The sequence below is a fragment of the Endozoicomonas sp. SESOKO1 genome (assembly GCF_024606265.1).
In the GTDB taxonomy this organism is placed as follows: Bacteria; Pseudomonadota; Gammaproteobacteria; order Pseudomonadales; family Endozoicomonadaceae; genus Endozoicomonas.
The window spans coordinates 1-17,503 of record NZ_JAHHPP010000211.1; the positions used below are offsets into that span (position 1 = coordinate 1).

Below are 17,503 nucleotides of genomic sequence, written 5' to 3' on the forward strand. Positions count from 1 at the left end.
TCCCGACATCCTGCTCCCAAAGCAGGCGCGCTACCAGACTGCGCTATACCCCGAATATTTTCCAGCCAATTCAGAAAAGTCCGAAAAGTTCTGCTGGTCAACGGCGACGAATACTACTCACATGCATGGCTCACGTCAATTGCCATATGCATTTTTTGATCCACATTGTCATCCAGACAATACATGGCATCACTTAGACTGAATCAGCATATCAATCTGGCTGAAAAAATACCACCGCGCCCATCTTTTATATCCAACAGAGTCTCTACAGGTTGAACAAGAGATAAATGCGCTGGCTTTAGCCGAGGCGGTTATGTCAACAATGCACCGGCGCTGTTAAACTAACGATCATTTTCAATTCGCCAATCATCCTATATTGTCAGCAACAGGCTTCACATATGACAGCAAAAATTATTGATGGCAAAGCCATTGCCCTGCAACTGACCGACTCTATCGCAGAACAGGTTAAAAAAAGAACTTCACAGGGTCTCAGGGCTCCGGGACTGGCAGTTATCCTGATTGGCGATGACCCTGCTTCCAGGGTTTATGTGGGAAAGAAAAGACAGGACTGTGAACGGGTGGGTTTCAAATCCATATCCCACGACCTGCCAGCCTCCACCAGCGAACAGCATCTGCTGTCATTAATCGACCGCCTGAATGATGACCCGGAAATCGACGGTATTCTTGTACAATTACCGCTGCCTGAGCATATCAACAGCGAACTGGTGATTGAGCGTATCCGCCCGGATAAAGATGTCGATGGCTTTCACCCCTACAACATTGGCAGACTGGTTCAGCGTATCCCACTGTTGCGACCATGCACTCCAAAAGGGGTTATGAGTCTGCTGGAAAGCACAGGCCAACCCATTCGTGGCAAGAATGCGGTTATTGTCGGAGCTTCCAATATTGTGGGTCGACCAATGACCATGGAACTGCTGCTGGCAGGTTGCACCACAACCACCACTCATCGCTTTACTGAGGACCTGGCCGCCGAAGTGGCCCGGGCGGATATTCTGGTGGTTGGTGCTGGCAAGCCCGGTCTGGTTAAAGGCGCCTGGGTAAAGCCCGGAGCCGTGGTTATTGATATTGGTATCAACCGGATGGATGACGGCCGACTGGCTGGTGATGTGGAGTTTGATGCAGCCAAAGAAAGGGCATCATGGATTACTCCGGTTCCTGGTGGTGTTGGCCCGATGACCGTGGCAACACTTCTGGAGAACACACTATATGCGGCAGATCATCTGCACCACTGAACTGAGAAGCGCGTTAGCGGTCTGGACCGGCAGCTTTACTGCACTGTCGGCCTACGTTCTTACGAATTCAGATTGGCCAGGCATTCCAGAAAAATTTCATCGTCCCACTCAGAGCAATTAATCAGGTAAATATTACCAGACTCCTCCCATTCATAATCCTGTCCATTGATTTGCACCTCCAAAAGCGGATACTCACTGTAAATTAACAGCCTGCCGCCCTGTCGGAGTCGGCTTTCAAGGCGCACACCACCGTCTTTCCAGAAAACCACCTGATCAAGAACCGCACAGGTCGGCAGAATCTTATCTTCCAAACCGAGGCAGACTAATGACTCCCCGGGATGGAACAGCAGCAGATCTGATCCATTCTGCGCCAGGCGCATTTCAGGTATTTCAGAATGGCTGAAGCACTGCCGTCGAGTCGGCCAGTATACCAGCCATTCGCCACTGTCATTTTCCAGGGGTGTTGAAGTGATAAGTTCAGTAATCGGCTGGTGATCTTCAGCGATATTAAATAAGGCCAGAACGCCTACCGCCCCGATCCGATTGGTCACTTGGAGTAATTTCCCGGAATAGAGGGGATTTTCAAATAATTGCTCTCGAGCCACCTTTCCCTGCTGGTCACAGCGAACAACCAGGCCATCATTAAACACCAGCCTCATCAGTTGCTCCCCATCGGTCTGCCCAACCGGATCGCTGGTATAAATTGGCCCGCCACTCACCGCCCTGAGCAGCGCATGGGCATCAGAGTCTTCATGAATGGTCCACCACATATCCCAGTCACCTATAAAAAAGGCATCATGAAACACGGCGTTATAGGCATTCTGAAGGGCATGTTCCTGAAGATTACCGCTTTTTTTGGGAAAAAAATCATCGCTGTTACGAGCAAGGGCAGATGAAGGCCGGTTCCAAAGCTGGTCACTGGCCATTCCCATACAGTTGATCAATTGTCCGATAAAATGAAGCCCTGCTGAGGCTTCAAGCGCCTGATGCGCTACCCGGGAAACTTTCCCCGGGAAATCCCGGTATTTATAGTGATTGGCAAGGTTACTTTGAACATCGACTTTGATGAAATCAACGCCCTGCCGGGCCAGATAATCGTGCCAGCCATGCCAGAAGCGAAATGCATCCCCTTCTGAGGTTGGGGGCAAACTTCTTGCTGAGTCCAGCTCATCCAGAGGAACAGGAAAACTGGCTTCTGCATCAATCCCCTCCCACTGGCCGGTCAGGGCATGCCACACTCCCATCCAGGGAATACCGTAGCTCTCCTTAAGCGCCTGTTTCAAGCCTGCCAGGCCAGCGGGAAACTTCGCCCGATCTTCCTGCCATGACAATAGCCGACGCTCTTTCTCTTCAGACCAGCCGTCATCAACAAGCATCCATTTCAGGGGAACACCCTTGGATTGAAACTCCCGGGCTTTAGCGATGACAGCGTCTTCATTGACATCAAGATAACAGGCATCCCAACTGCACCAACCAAGGTATTTAAATACCTCAGGCAGAGTGCGCTGATCCCTTGGCCTGGAGTAATGTGCTAAATGGTCACGCCCCTGCTGCACATTGTCATTAATTAACTGGAAGGGATCGGAACCAGTGCCAAAAATTGAGATAAGACCAGAAAACTCTCTTACCCCTGACTTAGCGGGACCAGATACCAGTTCCACCCCTTCCGGTTCGCCTCCCTGGAATTCACAGCGAACTTGCTCGTCGCATACAGCAAGCAGGTGGTGGTACCCGGCTTCAACTCCGTACAATAGAGATTGCGTTTTCTCCGGCAGGTTATTCAGTGCTCGATCAAAATGAGGCCTTGTCCACCAGCTGTTATAGAGGTAATGAGCGCACAGTCCACAAAGATCGCCCAGCGAGTTGATACTAATCCTGACGGCATATTGAGGATGCCAGCTTCGCCCGGGCCAACTGATGCCTTTATTGATCTGCGCATCCAGCGACACCAGTAATTGCTTTCCCACTGTTTTCAGTGACAACCTGACAGACAACCAGTCCTCATGAACGAATGCTCCAGCCTGCTCTGACCAGGTCAGAACATACTTATCGTCATTATCCAAATGCGCACAGACACAGATACCGTGCCATACCGGACTCTGATCACAATAGAGGTTTACCGTCTGGTTTTTTTCACGAAGAGCGTACATAACTGCCTCAAATGCATCATGGAACAAAGGATTTCATCACTGGTGTACAGTATTTCCTAAAAAAGGATATACGGCAGTGAAAATATAAAAATAGATTTTTCAGCTGTTAAGGATGGATTCTCGTAATTGACAGATTATGGAAATCCATAGATCTGTTACCCGCAGGTGAAAACCCAACCAGAAGGTAACACTTTCCACCAATGGCACACGCAAAAACCATTATGCCCTTTGTCAACTGCAGGGAATTTCAGCCATCAGAATTTCAGCCAGCAAGGCATCAGCAGGGAAATTGCGCCAGATAAAAACGAGATAAAACCGCATCGTCAAAAAAATGGCATACTGTATGCTTACCACTTAGCGATTCATGTCGGCACCCGGTTTAATGGAATAAACCCAGCTGCCGACATCATTGGTCTTCATTACTATGCATGTCAGAATTATCCAGGACTCATTCAATGAACAAACCCTCACTCAGCAGCATGGAAGCCTATCTCAGACAGATGGGTATGGTGACCCTTCCCGAGACCCCAGTTGACCTTGAAAAAGAGTACTATCGACAGATTTACCGGGTGTTGCCCAGAGAACAGGCGCTCTTGCTCCCCGTCAAGAAAGCCCGTTCAAAAACCTCTATCCAGAAAAGTAGAAAAAAAAGACATCCCTGATAGCCTGGCAGTTAACCAGATCTACTCAGTGAGCGTGGCTTGCAACCGACCACGCTGTCGTTTATGTCGAAACAGGCCATCCAGCGTAAAAATGACCAATGCAATCCATATCAGGCCAAAAGTACCGATCTGTACTACACCCAGCGGCTCATTATAAATGGTCACACCAACCAGAAATGAAATCGACGGCGCCAGGTACTGCATGATGCCCAAAACAGTCAACGACAGCTTTTGAGTAGCCATATTGAAAAATACCAGGGGTATCGTGGTCACAAACCCGGCCAGGGCAAGGAGAAGACTGGTATCCGGATCGGAAAAACGGAAGGCGTGCAAATCATTGCCTGTCAGCCACAGGAAATAGAACACTGCAGGCGGCATCATCAGTAATGTCTCAATAGCAAGCCCGGTGGTTGCATCTACATTGATTCGTTTACGGATCAAGCCATAAAACGCGAAACACAGAGCCAGTACAAAAGCGACCCAGGGCAGTTTACCCAGCAAAAAAATCTGCATTGATACTGCTGCTGCGGCAATCAGTACCGCCAGCATCTGGTATCGGGTCAGGCGTTCTCCAAGAAAACAGTAGCCAAAAAAAACACTGATCAGCGGGTTAATGTAATAACCGAGGCTGGTTTCAAGAATCCTGTCATTGGTAACTCCCCAGATAAAACACAGCCAATTTCCAGCAATAAACAGTGACGACAGGGCCAACCAACCCAATATCCCGGGCGACTTTATTATTTCAAGAATTCCCTTCAGTTTATGGCGAAAAGATAAAAAGCAAACCAGCAAAAGTGATGACCAGAAAACCCGATGAGCAAGCACTTCCAAAGGAGGTACCTGTTCCAGAGTTTTGAAATAGATGGGGATCAACCCCCATAAAGCGAATGCCCCAACAGCAAATGTCAGGCCAGACTGTATTCCTGAGTCCCTCACAAAAATCCCCCACATCAGGCCCATGGCATCCCCGGAGCCGGTAAGAAAAACACACATTCATTCAGATAATAAATATCGCGGCCATTGTAAAACAACGAAACACAACCCTGGCCGCTAAATATCATATTGAAGTGTGATTAACCAATAAATATACGAATAATTACTGTACATAGCCAAGTCCCCCAGGCTCTGCAGCCTTGGGAATGTGTGCTCTGGTGGCGACATTATCCTGTACATGATTAAGCGATAAAGACGTGAATGGATAGGGGTTATCCACCATTTATCAAGCCACTGGGAGGAAGACAAAAAGTGATCTGAGGAAGCCTGAACTAAGTTCAGGCTTTCCTGACAGACAGATCAATCAAAAACTATTCGTTTTTTATTTTTATCCAGCATTCTGCTGCCAACGTATTTAACCTTATCCAGATCATCAAAGCTCTGATAAGGGCCATGTTGGTCACGATACTTGACAATTTCCATTGCGATACGTGGCCCAACCCCGAGAAGTCCTTTATCCAGCTGTTCCATGGTTGCCTGATTCACATTAACTTGCTGAACGCCAGACCGGGCTTTCTGGTCAGCCCCAAATACAGAAATACTGAAAAAAGATGCGCATAGAAAGACAACGGTTTTTATATCCATATCAATAACTCCTTAACATTGATACATTGTTTACCCTTGGACGGCTTAGTTGAATAAGTCATCCTTAAGAACATTCAAGGCAATGCGAGAGACAACTGCAAGGCAAAAATTCGTGGGCAGACAAATGGATCAAATTATCACGCAGCCGGAGCAACCCCCGAAACCTGTTCTTTAAAAGATTGATTGGGTGGCGTCTCACCAATCCACACTCGCACCACACCCGCAGGAAAAGATTGAACACATCTTTGTTGTCATTAAGTTGTCATCGATTCATCAGCATGGATTATCACGGGCAATCGTTACAAGCGTATCCATCACCACTGGTCAGCAGTCCAATATTCCCATTACCAATACTGACTATCTAAACCATACTTAAGTACATTGACTATTGAAATTGCTGGATAAGTCTCAAAATAGAATATCCAGAATACAACTGACCAGGTTGAAGCACAGAGCAATGGGTAAGCCGAACCTTCCACGAAGCCCGCCGCACCATGCCTTCGTAATAGCCTGCCAACCGGACTTTCTTCTTAAACCATCTTTTGCAGACAGACTATGACAGACCAGGATCCAACCAACCCCGAAACGATCAGTGTTGATGAAGACAGCCAACAAACCAGCACCGGACTTGTACTTCCACACCAGGCACTGCCGGACAAACTCTATCTGATCCCCGTTTCGAACCGCCCTTTCTTTCCCGCCCAGGTACAACCGTTAGTATTCAGCAATCAGGAGTGGGGAGAAACTCTACAACGTGTTGGTCAGAGCCCTCACAAAGCAGTTGGTCTCAGTTTTGTTGGCCGAATGCCTGGCATAGATGTCGCGCCGGAAGACTTTCCCCAGGTAGGATGCGTTGTCAAAATCCATAATATTGTTTCAGACAATGATCAGATTCAGTTTATTGCCCTGGGAATGCAACGCTTCAGAATAAGACAGTGGCTGCGCCGCCGACCTCCCTATCTTGTCCAGGTGGACTATGTTGAAACACCCGAAGACGACAGCGATGAAGTAAAAGCCTATGCTCTTGCCCTGATTCAGGCCATCAAAGAGCTTATCCCGTTAAATCCTCTGTACAGCGAGGAGCTGAAAAACTATCTGAACCGCTTCAGCCCCAAAGACCCCTCACCCCTGGCAGATTTTGCCGCAGCCATCACCACAGCACCCGGACAGGAGCTTCAGGAAGTGCTTGAAACCATTCCTGTTCAACGCAGGATGGAAAAGGTACTGGTACTGATTCGAAAAGAGCAGGAAGTCGCCCGTCTCCAGAGTGAAATCAATGCAGAAGTTAATCGGAAAATCAGTAATCATCAGCGCGAATTTTTCCTGAAAGAGCAGCTTAAAGTTATTCAAAAAGAGCTGGGTATCTCGAAAGATGACCGAACTGCCGAGATTGAACAGTTCGAGCAAAGGCTGGAAAGGCTGATTGTTCCGAAAACCGCAAAAGGCAAAATTGATGACGAGCTGAAAAAGCTGTCTATCCTGGAAACCGGCTCTCCGGAATACGCTATTTGCAGAAATTATCTGGATTGGGCAACGTCTGTCCCCTGGGGCCTGTACTCTGATGATAATCTCGATCTTCATCACGCAAGGAAGGTACTCAGCTCAGACCATGATGGTCTCGAGGACGTTAAAGAGCGCATTGTTGAGTTTCTGGCAGTGGGGGCTTACCGGAAAGAAGTATCCGGCTCCATAATGCTGCTGGTTGGCCCCCCCGGAGTTGGCAAAACCTCTATTGGCAAGTCCGTCGCCAAAGCGCTGGACCGTAAATTTTACCGCTTCAGCCTGGGGGGAATGAGGGATGAAGCTGAGATTAAAGGACATCGTCGAACTTATATTGGAGCACTGCCCGGTAAGCTGGTTCAGGCACTGAAGGAGGTAGAAGTCTCAAACCCGGTCATCATGCTTGATGAGATTGATAAAATTGGCGCATCCTTCCGGGGGGATCCCGCATCTGCACTGCTTGAAGTATTGGATCCGGAGCAAAATACCGAGTTTCTTGACCACTATCTGGACATGAGAATTGATCTGTCAAAGGTGCTGTTCATTTGTACAGCCAATCAGTTAGATACTATCCCGGGGCCACTGCTTGATCGAATGGATGTAATCAGGCTTTCCGGCTACATCACCGAAGAGAAGGTGGCTATAGCCAAAAACCACTTATGGCCCAAACAACTGAACAAAGCCGGGCTCAAAAAGAGTCAACTCAGAATATCAGATACCATCTTCCGAAAAATTATTGATGGCTACGCACGGGAAGCGGGGGTTCGTCATTTTGAAAAGCTGTTGCAAAAAATCATTCGGAAAGTCGTCGTCAAATTCCTGGAAAATGATGAAAACAAGCTGACTGTTTCGGCTAAAAACCTGGAAGACTTCCTCGGAGCGCCATACTTTCGCAAAGAAAAAACCATGGAAGGCGTTGGCATAGTCACAGGGCTTGCCTGGACCGCCATGGGTGGTGCCACACTTCCTGTTGAAGCCTGCCTTATACATCAGCAAAGGGCCGGTTTTAAACTGACTGGCAAGCTGGGCGAGGTAATGAAAGAATCGGCTGAAATCTCCTACAGTTTTACAACCAGTCACGCTAAAAAGTTTGGTATTAAGGAAGACTTTCTGAAAACAGCATTTATACACCTGCATGTTCCGGAAGGTGCCACCCCGAAAGATGGCCCAAGTGCCGGTGTAACCATGACAACCGCTCTCATCTCTCTGGCCAGAGGTATTAAACCCCTGAAAAACCTGGCAATGACCGGAGAACTGACCCTCACTGGCAGAGTCCTGGCAGTCGGAGGTATTAGAGAAAAGGTGATTGCTGCCCGGCGGCAGGGAATTATGAACCTGATTCTACCGGAAGATAACAGGAGGGACTTTGATGAGCTACCGGACTATATCCGTGAAGGCATCTCTGTTCATTTTTCCAGCCAGTATGACGATGTATATAAGGTTGCATTTCCAGCGGCCAGAAAAAGCAAGTAAAAAAGGTAAAACCGCATACTACTGTAGATAAAAAGCGCCACCCACTCGGGTGGCGCTTTCTTAATCACTCTTTCAATAGCAGCGGGAACTAATCCCGTTTGGACACGCTAGTGAGCGTGTTTATTGTGAGCCGTACAACAAATTTTTTCAAATGACATGCAAGACAAAATAAGCATATTAAAGATTATTGAAATAGTTAAAATATATGAATGTAAACGGCAACGACACACAACAAAGAGTATATAAATAATGCCAGTAAAAGAAGCAGGACTAACCAGCTTCAAAAACATCGTCTCACTTACATAAAAGTTCACTACAGGGCAGCAGGATTGCATCTCCAGCTATGCAATCCTGCGATGGTATGAAAAGGTCCAGAAAGCTATATCATGACACATGTCATAACCTGGCCGATTCCAGATAGCTCTTCACCGTAGTGACAATAGCCTGAGTCTGGCTATCTATTTCCAGGTTAACTTTATCGCCAACTTCGGCTGTACCAAATGACGTAATTCTCAGGGTTTCCGGAATGAGGTGGATACAAAAGCGCCCTCCCTCAACCTTCTCACCAATAGTCAGACTACAGCCATTTAAAGATACATAGCCTTTAGGCAGGATATAGTCTTTCCATTCAGGTGAAAATTGAAAGAACACAGTCACATTGTTTTCTTCCTGCTTGATTTCACAAATCTCAACCGTATCGTGAATATGACCGGAGAGCAGATGCCCGCCAATTTCATCACCAAAACGTGCGGCTCTTTCAATATTGACTTTATCACCTTCTTCCAGCGCCCCCAGGTTAGTCACCCTCAGCGTCTCTTTCATCACATCGAAAGTGGCACTTTCCCGGTCAAACGCGGCAACTGTCAAACAGCATCCATTCACCGCAATACTGGCTCCGGTTTCGAGGCCTTCCAGCAATATGGACGGCAAAAGCACAGTAATGCGGTTCAGTTCGTTGAACTTTTCAATTCGACCAACTGGAAAAAATCCCTTCACAATACCTGTAAACATACACTACCTATCGTTGCCAAAGTCGCCAAAAAAAGTTGGCATACATCAGAATGTTTTAAGACAGTGAACCAGTCTCTCAAGAGCAACCAGACTGTCTGGCGTATAATTCCGGTGGTTTCGATTAGACAACACCTCTTCCGGTGACTCCAGCACCACACTGGCAACCTCCTCTTCCTGCAGGGTCAGAGGACCATCATAGTAACAGCTGTAGACCCTGCCCCAGACCTGACAGTCATCATTCTGGAAGAAAAAATGAAAATGGGAATTGATCGGCACTCCTGCAACGCCGAGTTCTTCGGCCAACTCTCGTTCAGCCGCCTGATCATAGCTTTCCCCTTCGGTAACAACACCTCCGGTCGCAGGATCAAAAAACCCGGGATATATATCCTTATTCAGGGTCCTTTCCTGCACATAAAGCTGCCCTTTTGAATTAAAGACAAAAATATAGGTTGCCCTGTGGCACAGTGCTTCCTCTCTCATTTGCCCCCTGGGAACCGACCCAAGGACAAAATTATGGTCATCAACCACCACCACACTTTCTACAGGTGCTTCCACATAAGCTTCCACCTCTTGCTGGCCAGGCATCGAACTCTCCTGTTATCTGTCTTTCATTTGTTATTGTGGCAACATCTTATATTAAGCTATTCGCGATCGAAAACAGAAAAATTCGAGAAAGAGGCAAAAGAGTTTGTGGCATCTGATCAAACTTGTCAGAGTCGCATCATTTTTTCAAGACTGATCAGAAGCGAATAAAACCAGTATAATTTGCTCATGGTAGTAAGATTATGCAGTTCTCAAACCAGTTAAAACTGTAATTTCCACTCGATTTCAACCCACAGGATCCGATATTCAGTTAAATATACCTTTGTCCTGACAAGTATCTGTAACTACCAGAACCACCGGAAAGATACTGCCAGACACCAACACCATCCTCTAAGGGGGCATAATGAGCAAAACTAATGTAGTCTCCGCCGTTGTTAACCCAGTTGGCTCCATGCGAGTACTGTCCAGCCGCGAAGTCAATATTCTTCAGGATAATACCAAAGCTGGCCTGCACCGGCTGTTCCGCCAATGCGCCCTGGCGGTGTTAAGTGATGAGATGGAAGGTGACAGCGCAGAAGAGCTGTTACAAACCTATACCGAATTTGATATCCGCATTGTTCAGGAACACCGTGGGCTGAAACTCGAACTGATCAATGCACCCGCCTCTGCATTTGTTGATAAGAAATTGATCCGGGGTGTTCGGGAAAACCTGTTTTCTGTACTCAGGGATATTCTGTATGTCTCTTCTTTGATCACACACGACAAACGCTTCAGCCACGCAGACTCAACAGACATCACTCACCTGGTGTTTGAGGTGCTTAGAAATGCCAACGCTTTCATCACAAAACAGACGCCCAATATTGTTGTCTGCTGGGGAGGCCACTCCATTGGCCACAATGAATATGAATACACAAAGCTGGTAGGCTATCAGCTGGGTCTCAGAAGAATGAATATCTGTACTGGCTGTGGTCCGGGTGCCATGAAAGGCCCCATGAAGGGCGCCTACATTGGGCACGCCAAACAGCGTATCAGTCATAGTCGCTTTATTGGCTTGACTGAGCCTGGCATCATCGCCGCCGAGTCACCCAACCCCATCGTCAACGAGCTGATTATCCTGCCAGATATCGAAAAACGTCTGGAGGCTTTCGTCCGTCTGGGGCATGGGATTATCGTCTTCCCTGGTGGCCCGGGAACCTGTGAGGAGATTCTTTACCTGATCGGCATTCTCCTGCACCCGGAAAATAAAGACATTCCCCTGACCATGATCCTGACAGGACCCGCCGGGTCAGAAGCTTATTTTAAACAGATAGACAAATTTATCGGCAACACACTGGGAAAACAGGCTCAGGAGAAATATCAAATCATCGTCAATAATCCAGCAAAAGTGGCAACGGTCATGGCAAAGGGGCTGGAAGAAGTAACACGCTTCCGTCGTCAGTATGGAGACGCCTATTACTTTAACTGGCTGTTAACGATCGACCAGGAATTCCAACAGCCTTTTGAGCCGACCCATCAGAACATGGCCAATCTGGAACTGCACAGCAATCTCCCGGCCCACCAGCTGGCAGCCAACTTACGTCGTGCGATGTCCGGCATTGTCGCGGGAAATATAAAGGAAGACGGTGTTAACCTGATTCGTGAACATGGCCCTTATCAGCTCAGTGGTGAACCGGAATTGATGAAACAAATAGATACTCTTCTCCAGTCGTTTGTTGCACAGCACCGGATGAAGCTGCCCGGAAGCCATTACGAACCCTGCTACGAAATCATTGAATCCTGACTCTGGTCAATCCCGCCTGAAACGGTCATTGTGGCTGCTTCAGGCGCTGCCTGCATAAATGACAAATACAGAAACTGCCATTCACAGAAAAACATTCACAGAAAAAATAGTGGCTATTACGGTCTTTACTTAACTTGAAAAGCACCTTTCGCTATACTGCCCGCGCCACCAGTGCTAATGGTTAAGATTTGCTTGGAACATCTGACGGACCAATAAGATCATAATGGTTTGTCGAAGGATCGCCCAAGAGCCTGCCACAGATGATGAGGGTAGAACTCGTGTTAGAAACCTACAGAAAACACGTCAAAGAGCGTGCCCAAGAAGGTGTCCCACCAAAGCCACTGAATGCAGAACAGGTGTCAGGCCTGGTTGAACTGCTGAAAAATCCACCCGCCGGTGAAGAACAATACATTCTTGACCTCCTTGAACATCGCATTCCTCCCGGTGTTGATGAAGCAGCCTATGTAAAAGCCGGATTTCTTTCCGCTATCGTCAAGGGCGAAGCTGAATCACCATTGGTTGACCATAAGAAAGCCGTTGAACTGCTGGGCATGATGCTGGGTGGTTACAATATTGAACCCCTGATTGCCCTTCTGGACAGCACTGAGCTGGGTGAGCTTGCCGCTGAGCAGCTGAAAAACACCCTGCTGGTGTTCGACTCCTTCCACGATGTGGAAGAAAAAGCCAAAGCTGGCAACGCCAATGCCCAGGCCGTGCTTAAATCCTGGGCTGATGCAGAATGGTTCACCCGACGCGATGCCGTGCCCGAAAGCATCAAGGTCGCGGTATTCAAGGTGACCGGTGAAACCAATACCGATGATCTGTCCCCGGCCCCGGATGCCTGGTCCCGCCCGGATATTCCTCTGCACGCCCGTGCCGCCTACAAGATGACCCGGGATGGTCTTGAGCCTGAAGAGCACGGCGTTACCGGCCCGCTGAAGCAAATTGAAGCCATCAAAAGCAAAGGTCTGCCGGTTGCATTTGTGGGTGACGTGGTTGGTACCGGCTCTTCCCGTAAGTCTGCCACCAACTCGGTGCTTTGGTTCTTTGGTGATGATATCCCCGGTGTACCCAATAAGAGAGCCGGAGGTATCTGCATCGGCAGCAAGGTCGCCCCTATTTTCTTCAACACCATGGAAGATGCCGGTGCCCTGGTGTTTGAAGCTCCGGTGGATCAGCTGAATATGGGGGATGTGATCGAGATTCGCCCCTACGATGGCAAGATTCTCTCTGAGTCCGGGGAAGTGCTGTCTGAGTTCACCTTCAAATCCGACGTTATTCTTGACGAAGTGCAGGCCGGTGGCCGTATCAACCTGATCATCGGCCGTGGTCTGACTGACAAGGCGCGCGAAGCACTGGACCTGGGCCATTCCGACATATTCCGCCGCCCGCAGCCACCCAAAGAGTCAACCCATGGTTTTACCCTGGCCCAGAAGATGGTCGGCAAAGCCTGCGGTGTTACCGGCGTTCGTCCTGGTCAGTACTGTGAACCCAAAATGACCACTGTCGGCTCTCAGGACACCACTGGCCCGATGACCCGTGATGAATTGAAGGACCTGGCCTGTCTGGGCTTCTCTTCAGACCTGGTCATGCAGTCTTTCTGTCACACGGCGGCCTATCCAAAGCCAGTAGACGTGGAAACTCACCACACCCTGCCGGACTTCATCATGAACCGTGGTGGCGTTGCCCTGCGTCCCGGTGACGGCATCATCCACAGCTGGCTGAACCGCATGCTGCTGCCCGATACCGTGGGTACTGGCGGTGACTCCCACACCCGTTTCCCACTGGGTATCTCTTTCCCTGCCGGTTCCGGCCTGGTGGCATTTGCCGCGGCAACCGGTGTTATGCCGCTGGATATGCCTGAGTCTGTGCTGGTTCGTTTCAAGGGTGAAATGCAGCCTGGCATCACCCTTCGTGATCTGGTGCACGCCATTCCACTCTACGGCATCAAGCAGGGCCTGCTGACCGTTGAGAAAAAAGGTAAGAAGAATGCCTTCTCTGGCCGTGTTCTGGAAATTGAAGGGCTGGAAAACCTCACCGTTGAACAGGCCTTCGAGCTGTCTGATGCTTCTGCTGAGCGTTCTGCTGCTGGCTGTACCATCACCCTGTCTGAAGAGTCCATCACCGAATACCTGAAGTCCAACGTCACCATGCTGCGCTGGATGATCAGCGAAGGTTATGGTGATGCCCGGACCCTGGAGCGCCGTGCCCGCAAGATGGAAGAGTGGCTGGCTAATCCAGTCATGATGCGTGCGGATGCCGATGCAGAATACGCCGAGGTGATCGAAATCGATCTGGCGGACATCAGGGAGCCTATTCTCTGTGCGCCAAACGATCCGGACGATGCCCGTACACTGTCGGATGTTGCCGGTGACAAGGTCGATGAAGTGTTCCTGGGCTCCTGTATGACCAATATCGGCCACTTCCGTGCTGCCGGGAAATTACTGGAACAGAACCGTGATCCGCTGAAGACCCGCTTCTGGATGTCGCCGCCCACCAAAATGGACAAGGCCCAACTGGAAGAGGAAGGCTATTACAACATCTATAACGACAATGGTGTACGGACCGAAATCCCCGGCTGCTCACTGTGCATGGGTAACCAGGCACGGGTAGAGCCGGGCGCAACGGTACTCTCTACCTCTACCCGTAACTTCCCTAACCGCCTGGGGGATGGCGCTAACGTGTACCTCTGCTCCGCTGAACTGGCATCTGTCGGTGCCATTCTTGGAAAAATCCCAACCGTGGCAGAGTATATGGCATACGCCAGCAACCTGGATGCCATGGCCGGTGACGTCTATCGCTATCTCAATTTCGACCAGGTAGAGTCTTATCAGAAGGCCGCTGACGATATCATCGCCAAAGCCAGCTGATAAATCCCTTTTTAATAGAGACAAAAGCCCCTGTTTTCAGGGGCTAACATACAACACAGCGCCAACCGAAGTTCCCGGTCTTTCCCCCGAATAACACCAGACAGTGCGTTCAGAGAATTCTGCAACGTTGAGTTCATAAATGATGGTTCCAGCTTTGTTTTTATTTGTTCCTATTAAAAGCACCATCCCTGGACAGCAACACACTGGTCTTACAACAACTGCCCGAGTCCCTTTTCCAGATCGGCTTTCAGGTCCTCTATATTCTCCAGACCAACCGCAATACGCACCAGACTTTCTGTAATGCCTGACTTCAATTTGTCTTCATCGGACAAACGGCAATGGGTTGTTGTTGCCGGATGGGTGATGGTCGTCCGGGTATCCCCCAGATTGGCAGTACGGGACATAATCTGAACCCGGTCAATAACTTTCCAGGCCGACTCCCGGCCGCCTTTCACCTCAAAGGCCAGCACACCACCAAACCCTTGCTGCTGTTTTCTGGCCAGTTCATGGCCCGGATGGGAACTTAACCCGGTATAATGGACACGCTCCACAGCCGGATGCTGACTGAGCCAGCACGCCAATTCCGAAGCGTTACGACAATGGGCGTCCATACGCACAGAAAGGGTCTCCAACCCTTTATAAAACACCCAGGCATTGAAAGGACTCATGGTTGCCCCTGCAGCCCGCTGCCATAAGTGAACTTCATCTACGAGCTGTTTCCTGCCAACGACCATGCCACCGAGGCAGCGTCCCTGACCATCAATGTATTTTGTGGCCGAATGCACCACCAGGTCAGCACCAAAAGCGAGTGGGCGTTGCAGGGCTGGCGTACAGAAGCAGTTATCCACCATAAGCAAGGCGTTGTTACTGTGGGCAATCTCCGCCAGCAGCTCAAGATCAGCAACCTCACTCAATGGATTCGAAGGGGTTTCCAGAAATAGAAGGCGGGTCTCCGGTGTCATCGCCTCACGCCACTGTTGATAATCCACCAGATCAACAAATGTGGTTTTTACACCGAATTTTTCAAAGTACTTCGCAAAGATGGTAAATGTGGTGCCAAATACATTGCGGGAACAAATGACATGGTCACCACTTTTCAGCAGGGACATACCGGCGCCAAGAATCGCGGCCATGCCAGAAGCCGTTGCACAGGCGGTAATCTCGTCGTCAACCTCACAGCCTTCCAGCACCGCCATGCGCGCTTCCAGCATCTGTAGTGAAGGGTTGGTATAACGGGAATAGACGTTACCTGGCTCATCCCCTGCAAACACAGCCTGAGCCTGGGCAGCACTGTCATAGACAAAACTTGAACTCAGATAAATGGCTTCGCTATGCTCACGCTGACCACTGCGAAACGAACCTGCACGGATGGACTGAGTTGCAAATGCAAGAGACTCAGTCAAATCATGATTATTCATGGAACTTCCTGAATTACCGCGTATTATTTTGTAATTTGTACCTATGCCAGTCCGTTAAGATACCAGAACACAGAACAAATCCACAGGATGCTTTGAGCAAATTTCCGTTATCATTGTCAAAAGCCAACCTCCACCACTGGAATCAACCGATAATATGGCACCAACGCTGCTACTGATTGATGCTCTTAACCTGATACGCCGCATCCATGCGGCAATCCCCTCAAGGGAACCTCAGGCCGATGAAAACCAACAGGTGGATGGTGCATTATCTGCAACACTGTCGTCCGTACAAAGAGCCATCAAAGAGTGCAACCCAAGTCATATTCTGATGGTCTTTGATGGCGATCCTCCTACCTGGAGACACCAGCTTCTGCCAGAGTATAAAGCGCAGCGTAAGCCGATGCCGGTGTGCCTGCGCCAGAGGCTGGTTGAATTCAATAATGCTTTCCGCCAGATGGGGATAATGACGTTTCGGCGCAATGGCATAGAAGCTGATGACGTGATTGGTGCCATTACCCACAAGGCCATTACCGCCAATGTCAAAACGGTGATTCTGTCAACGGACAAGGCCTATCGGCAACTGCTGCATTCGTCACTGGTCGTACAGCGGGATCATTTCCAGAAAGAGAATGTTGACCGTGCTTCTGTTTGCACAGAGTATGGAATGCCCCCAGAACAGTTACTGGACTACTGGGGTATTGCAGGCGTTGGAGATATTCCCGGCGTGGAGGGCGTAGGAAAGAAAGGTGCGTCGGAGCTGATTAAGCGGTTTGGTAGCTTACGAGCGATATTCGAACCTGAAGAGGAACATGGGGAAAAGGTGAAAGGAGCACTGAAAAAGGTGTTGGCGCAGAGGGAACAAGCGGAGTTATCGGTACGTTTGGCAACGTTACAATATGATGTGGAGTTAGGGTTGAGCTTAAAAGACCTTCGCTACCAGGATACAACCCAGGGTCAGGCAACCACACTGGGCCCGACACTGTCGCGAAACCCGGAAAAACGGCATTGGTGAGATGAAGGGTTACCGGCAGTAACCGGTCATAATATCGCTTCTACGTGAACTTTTTACTGATCTACAAGTCTGCTGATCTATAGAGTGTCCCATCTTCCAGAATTTTAAGTCAGGAGTGTTATTATGGATCGAGCAGGTTCATGCATTGAGCTTCGGAATCTTGGACAGGCTCCACAAAACAATTCTGAATCGGGTTCGAGGCAGGATGATCGAAGTTGTGGGACCAGGGCGTTTAAATGGATTGTCCGTCACC

At 49.1% G+C, this 17,503-nt stretch carries 14 protein-coding genes; 8 read left to right on the forward strand and 6 right to left on the reverse strand.

All coding sequences use genetic code 11. The annotated features are described in order from the left end of the window. Both KDK13_RS09760 and folD read left to right on the forward strand, forming a co-directional pair. On the forward strand, positions 1–202 hold a 202-nt coding region (locus tag KDK13_RS09760), incomplete at its 5' end, for a hypothetical protein (RefSeq protein ID WP_257284790.1). Between the two features lie 196 nt (positions 203–398). Continuing rightward, positions 399–1,253 (forward strand): bifunctional methylenetetrahydrofolate dehydrogenase/methenyltetrahydrofolate cyclohydrolase FolD, encoded by an 855-nt coding sequence (folD, locus tag KDK13_RS09765; RefSeq protein ID WP_257284791.1) that lies wholly within the window; start codon positions 399–401, stop codon positions 1,251–1,253. Between the two features lie 59 nt (positions 1,254–1,312). On the opposite strand, the gene KDK13_RS09770 is transcribed toward folD, so the two are convergent. Then, positions 1,313–3,403, reverse strand: coding sequence for a Sip1-related alpha-galactosidase (locus tag KDK13_RS09770; protein WP_257284792.1), 2,091 nt, complete (start codon positions 3,401–3,403; stop codon positions 1,313–1,315). Positions 3,404–3,568: 165 nt separating this feature from the next. Between KDK13_RS09770 and KDK13_RS09775 the strand changes: the two genes are divergently transcribed. After that, entirely contained in the window at positions 3,569–3,862 is a 294-nt protein-coding gene (locus KDK13_RS09775) for a hypothetical protein (RefSeq protein ID WP_257284793.1), read from the forward strand. Then, positions 3,859–4,065 (forward strand): hypothetical protein, encoded by a 207-nt coding sequence (locus KDK13_RS09780; protein ID WP_257284794.1) that lies wholly within the window; start codon positions 3,859–3,861, stop codon positions 4,063–4,065. The genes KDK13_RS09775 and KDK13_RS09780 overlap by 4 nt, the downstream gene beginning before the upstream one ends. Before the next feature lie 21 nt (positions 4,066–4,086). Here the strand turns inward: KDK13_RS09780 and rarD are convergent, their stop codons facing one another. After that, positions 4,087–5,058 (reverse strand): EamA family transporter RarD, encoded by a 972-nt coding sequence (gene rarD, locus KDK13_RS09785; RefSeq protein WP_257284795.1) that lies wholly within the window; start codon positions 5,056–5,058, stop codon positions 4,087–4,089. Positions 5,059–5,358: 300 nt separating this feature from the next. Further along, positions 5,359–5,643: a helix-hairpin-helix domain-containing protein gene (locus KDK13_RS09790; RefSeq protein ID WP_257284796.1), complete on the reverse strand. Its 285-nt coding sequence runs from the start codon at positions 5,641–5,643 to the stop codon at positions 5,359–5,361. Positions 5,644–6,198: 555 nt separating this feature from the next. On the opposite strand from KDK13_RS09790, the gene lon reads away from it, so the two are divergent. After that, on the forward strand, positions 6,199–8,616 hold the full coding sequence (gene lon, locus KDK13_RS09795; protein ID WP_257284797.1) for an endopeptidase La: 2,418 nt from the start codon (positions 6,199–6,201) through the stop codon (positions 8,614–8,616). Positions 8,617–9,012: 396 nt separating this feature from the next. On the opposite strand, the gene KDK13_RS09800 is transcribed toward lon, so the two are convergent. Then, positions 9,013–9,627, reverse strand: coding sequence for a riboflavin synthase subunit alpha (locus tag KDK13_RS09800; RefSeq protein ID WP_257284798.1), 615 nt, complete (start codon positions 9,625–9,627; stop codon positions 9,013–9,015). 45 nt (positions 9,628–9,672) lie between these two features. Next, positions 9,673–10,212, reverse strand: a complete 540-nt coding sequence (yfcD, locus tag KDK13_RS09805; protein ID WP_257284799.1) for an NUDIX hydrolase YfcD — start codon at positions 10,210–10,212, stop codon at positions 9,673–9,675. A gap of 361 nt (positions 10,213–10,573) precedes the next feature. Here yfcD and ppnN point away from each other — a divergent pair, with 361 nt between their 5' ends. Both ppnN and acnB read left to right on the forward strand, forming a co-directional pair. Next, positions 10,574–11,950, forward strand: coding sequence for a nucleotide 5'-monophosphate nucleosidase PpnN (gene ppnN, locus KDK13_RS09810; protein ID WP_257284800.1), 1,377 nt, complete (start codon positions 10,574–10,576; stop codon positions 11,948–11,950). Between the two features lie 278 nt (positions 11,951–12,228). Then, a complete protein-coding gene (gene acnB, locus KDK13_RS09815; RefSeq protein WP_257284803.1) occupies positions 12,229–14,820 on the forward strand; it encodes a bifunctional aconitate hydratase 2/2-methylisocitrate dehydratase in 2,592 nt (863 codons plus the stop codon). A gap of 209 nt (positions 14,821–15,029) precedes the next feature. Here the strand turns inward: acnB and KDK13_RS09820 are convergent, their stop codons facing one another. After that, positions 15,030–16,238, reverse strand: coding sequence for an O-succinylhomoserine sulfhydrylase (locus tag KDK13_RS09820; protein ID WP_257284801.1), 1,209 nt, complete (start codon positions 16,236–16,238; stop codon positions 15,030–15,032). A gap of 154 nt (positions 16,239–16,392) precedes the next feature. Between KDK13_RS09820 and KDK13_RS09825 the strand changes: the two genes are divergently transcribed. Further along, positions 16,393–17,250, forward strand: a complete 858-nt coding sequence (locus KDK13_RS09825; protein WP_257284802.1) for a 5'-3' exonuclease H3TH domain-containing protein — start codon at positions 16,393–16,395, stop codon at positions 17,248–17,250. Positions 17,251–17,503: the final 253 nt, after the last annotated feature.

Excerpts from the sequence above, each read along its gene's own strand:
- KDK13_RS09820 (WP_257284801.1), bottom strand. The coding sequence starts at position 16,238 with ATGAATAATCATGATTTGACTGAGTCTCTTGCATTTGCAACTCAGTCC.
- KDK13_RS09780 (WP_257284794.1), top strand. The coding sequence starts at position 3,859 with ATGAACAAACCCTCACTCAGCAGCATGGAAGCCTATCTCAGACAGATG.
- lon (WP_257284797.1), top strand. The coding sequence starts at position 6,199 with ATGACAGACCAGGATCCAACCAACCCCGAAACGATCAGTGTTGATGAA.
- rarD (WP_257284795.1), bottom strand. The coding sequence starts at position 5,058 with ATGTGTGTTTTTCTTACCGGCTCCGGGGATGCCATGGGCCTGATGTGG.
- folD (WP_257284791.1), top strand. The coding sequence starts at position 399 with ATGACAGCAAAAATTATTGATGGCAAAGCCATTGCCCTGCAACTGACC.
- ppnN (WP_257284800.1), top strand. The coding sequence starts at position 10,574 with ATGAGCAAAACTAATGTAGTCTCCGCCGTTGTTAACCCAGTTGGCTCC.
- yfcD (WP_257284799.1), bottom strand. The coding sequence starts at position 10,212 with ATGCCTGGCCAGCAAGAGGTGGAAGCTTATGTGGAAGCACCTGTAGAA.
- KDK13_RS09800 (WP_257284798.1), bottom strand. The coding sequence starts at position 9,627 with ATGTTTACAGGTATTGTGAAGGGATTTTTTCCAGTTGGTCGAATTGAA.
- KDK13_RS09790 (WP_257284796.1), bottom strand. The coding sequence starts at position 5,643 with ATGGATATAAAAACCGTTGTCTTTCTATGCGCATCTTTTTTCAGTATT.
- KDK13_RS09770 (WP_257284792.1), bottom strand. The coding sequence starts at position 3,403 with ATGTACGCTCTTCGTGAAAAAAACCAGACGGTAAACCTCTATTGTGAT.
- KDK13_RS09825 (WP_257284802.1), top strand. The coding sequence starts at position 16,393 with ATGGCACCAACGCTGCTACTGATTGATGCTCTTAACCTGATACGCCGC.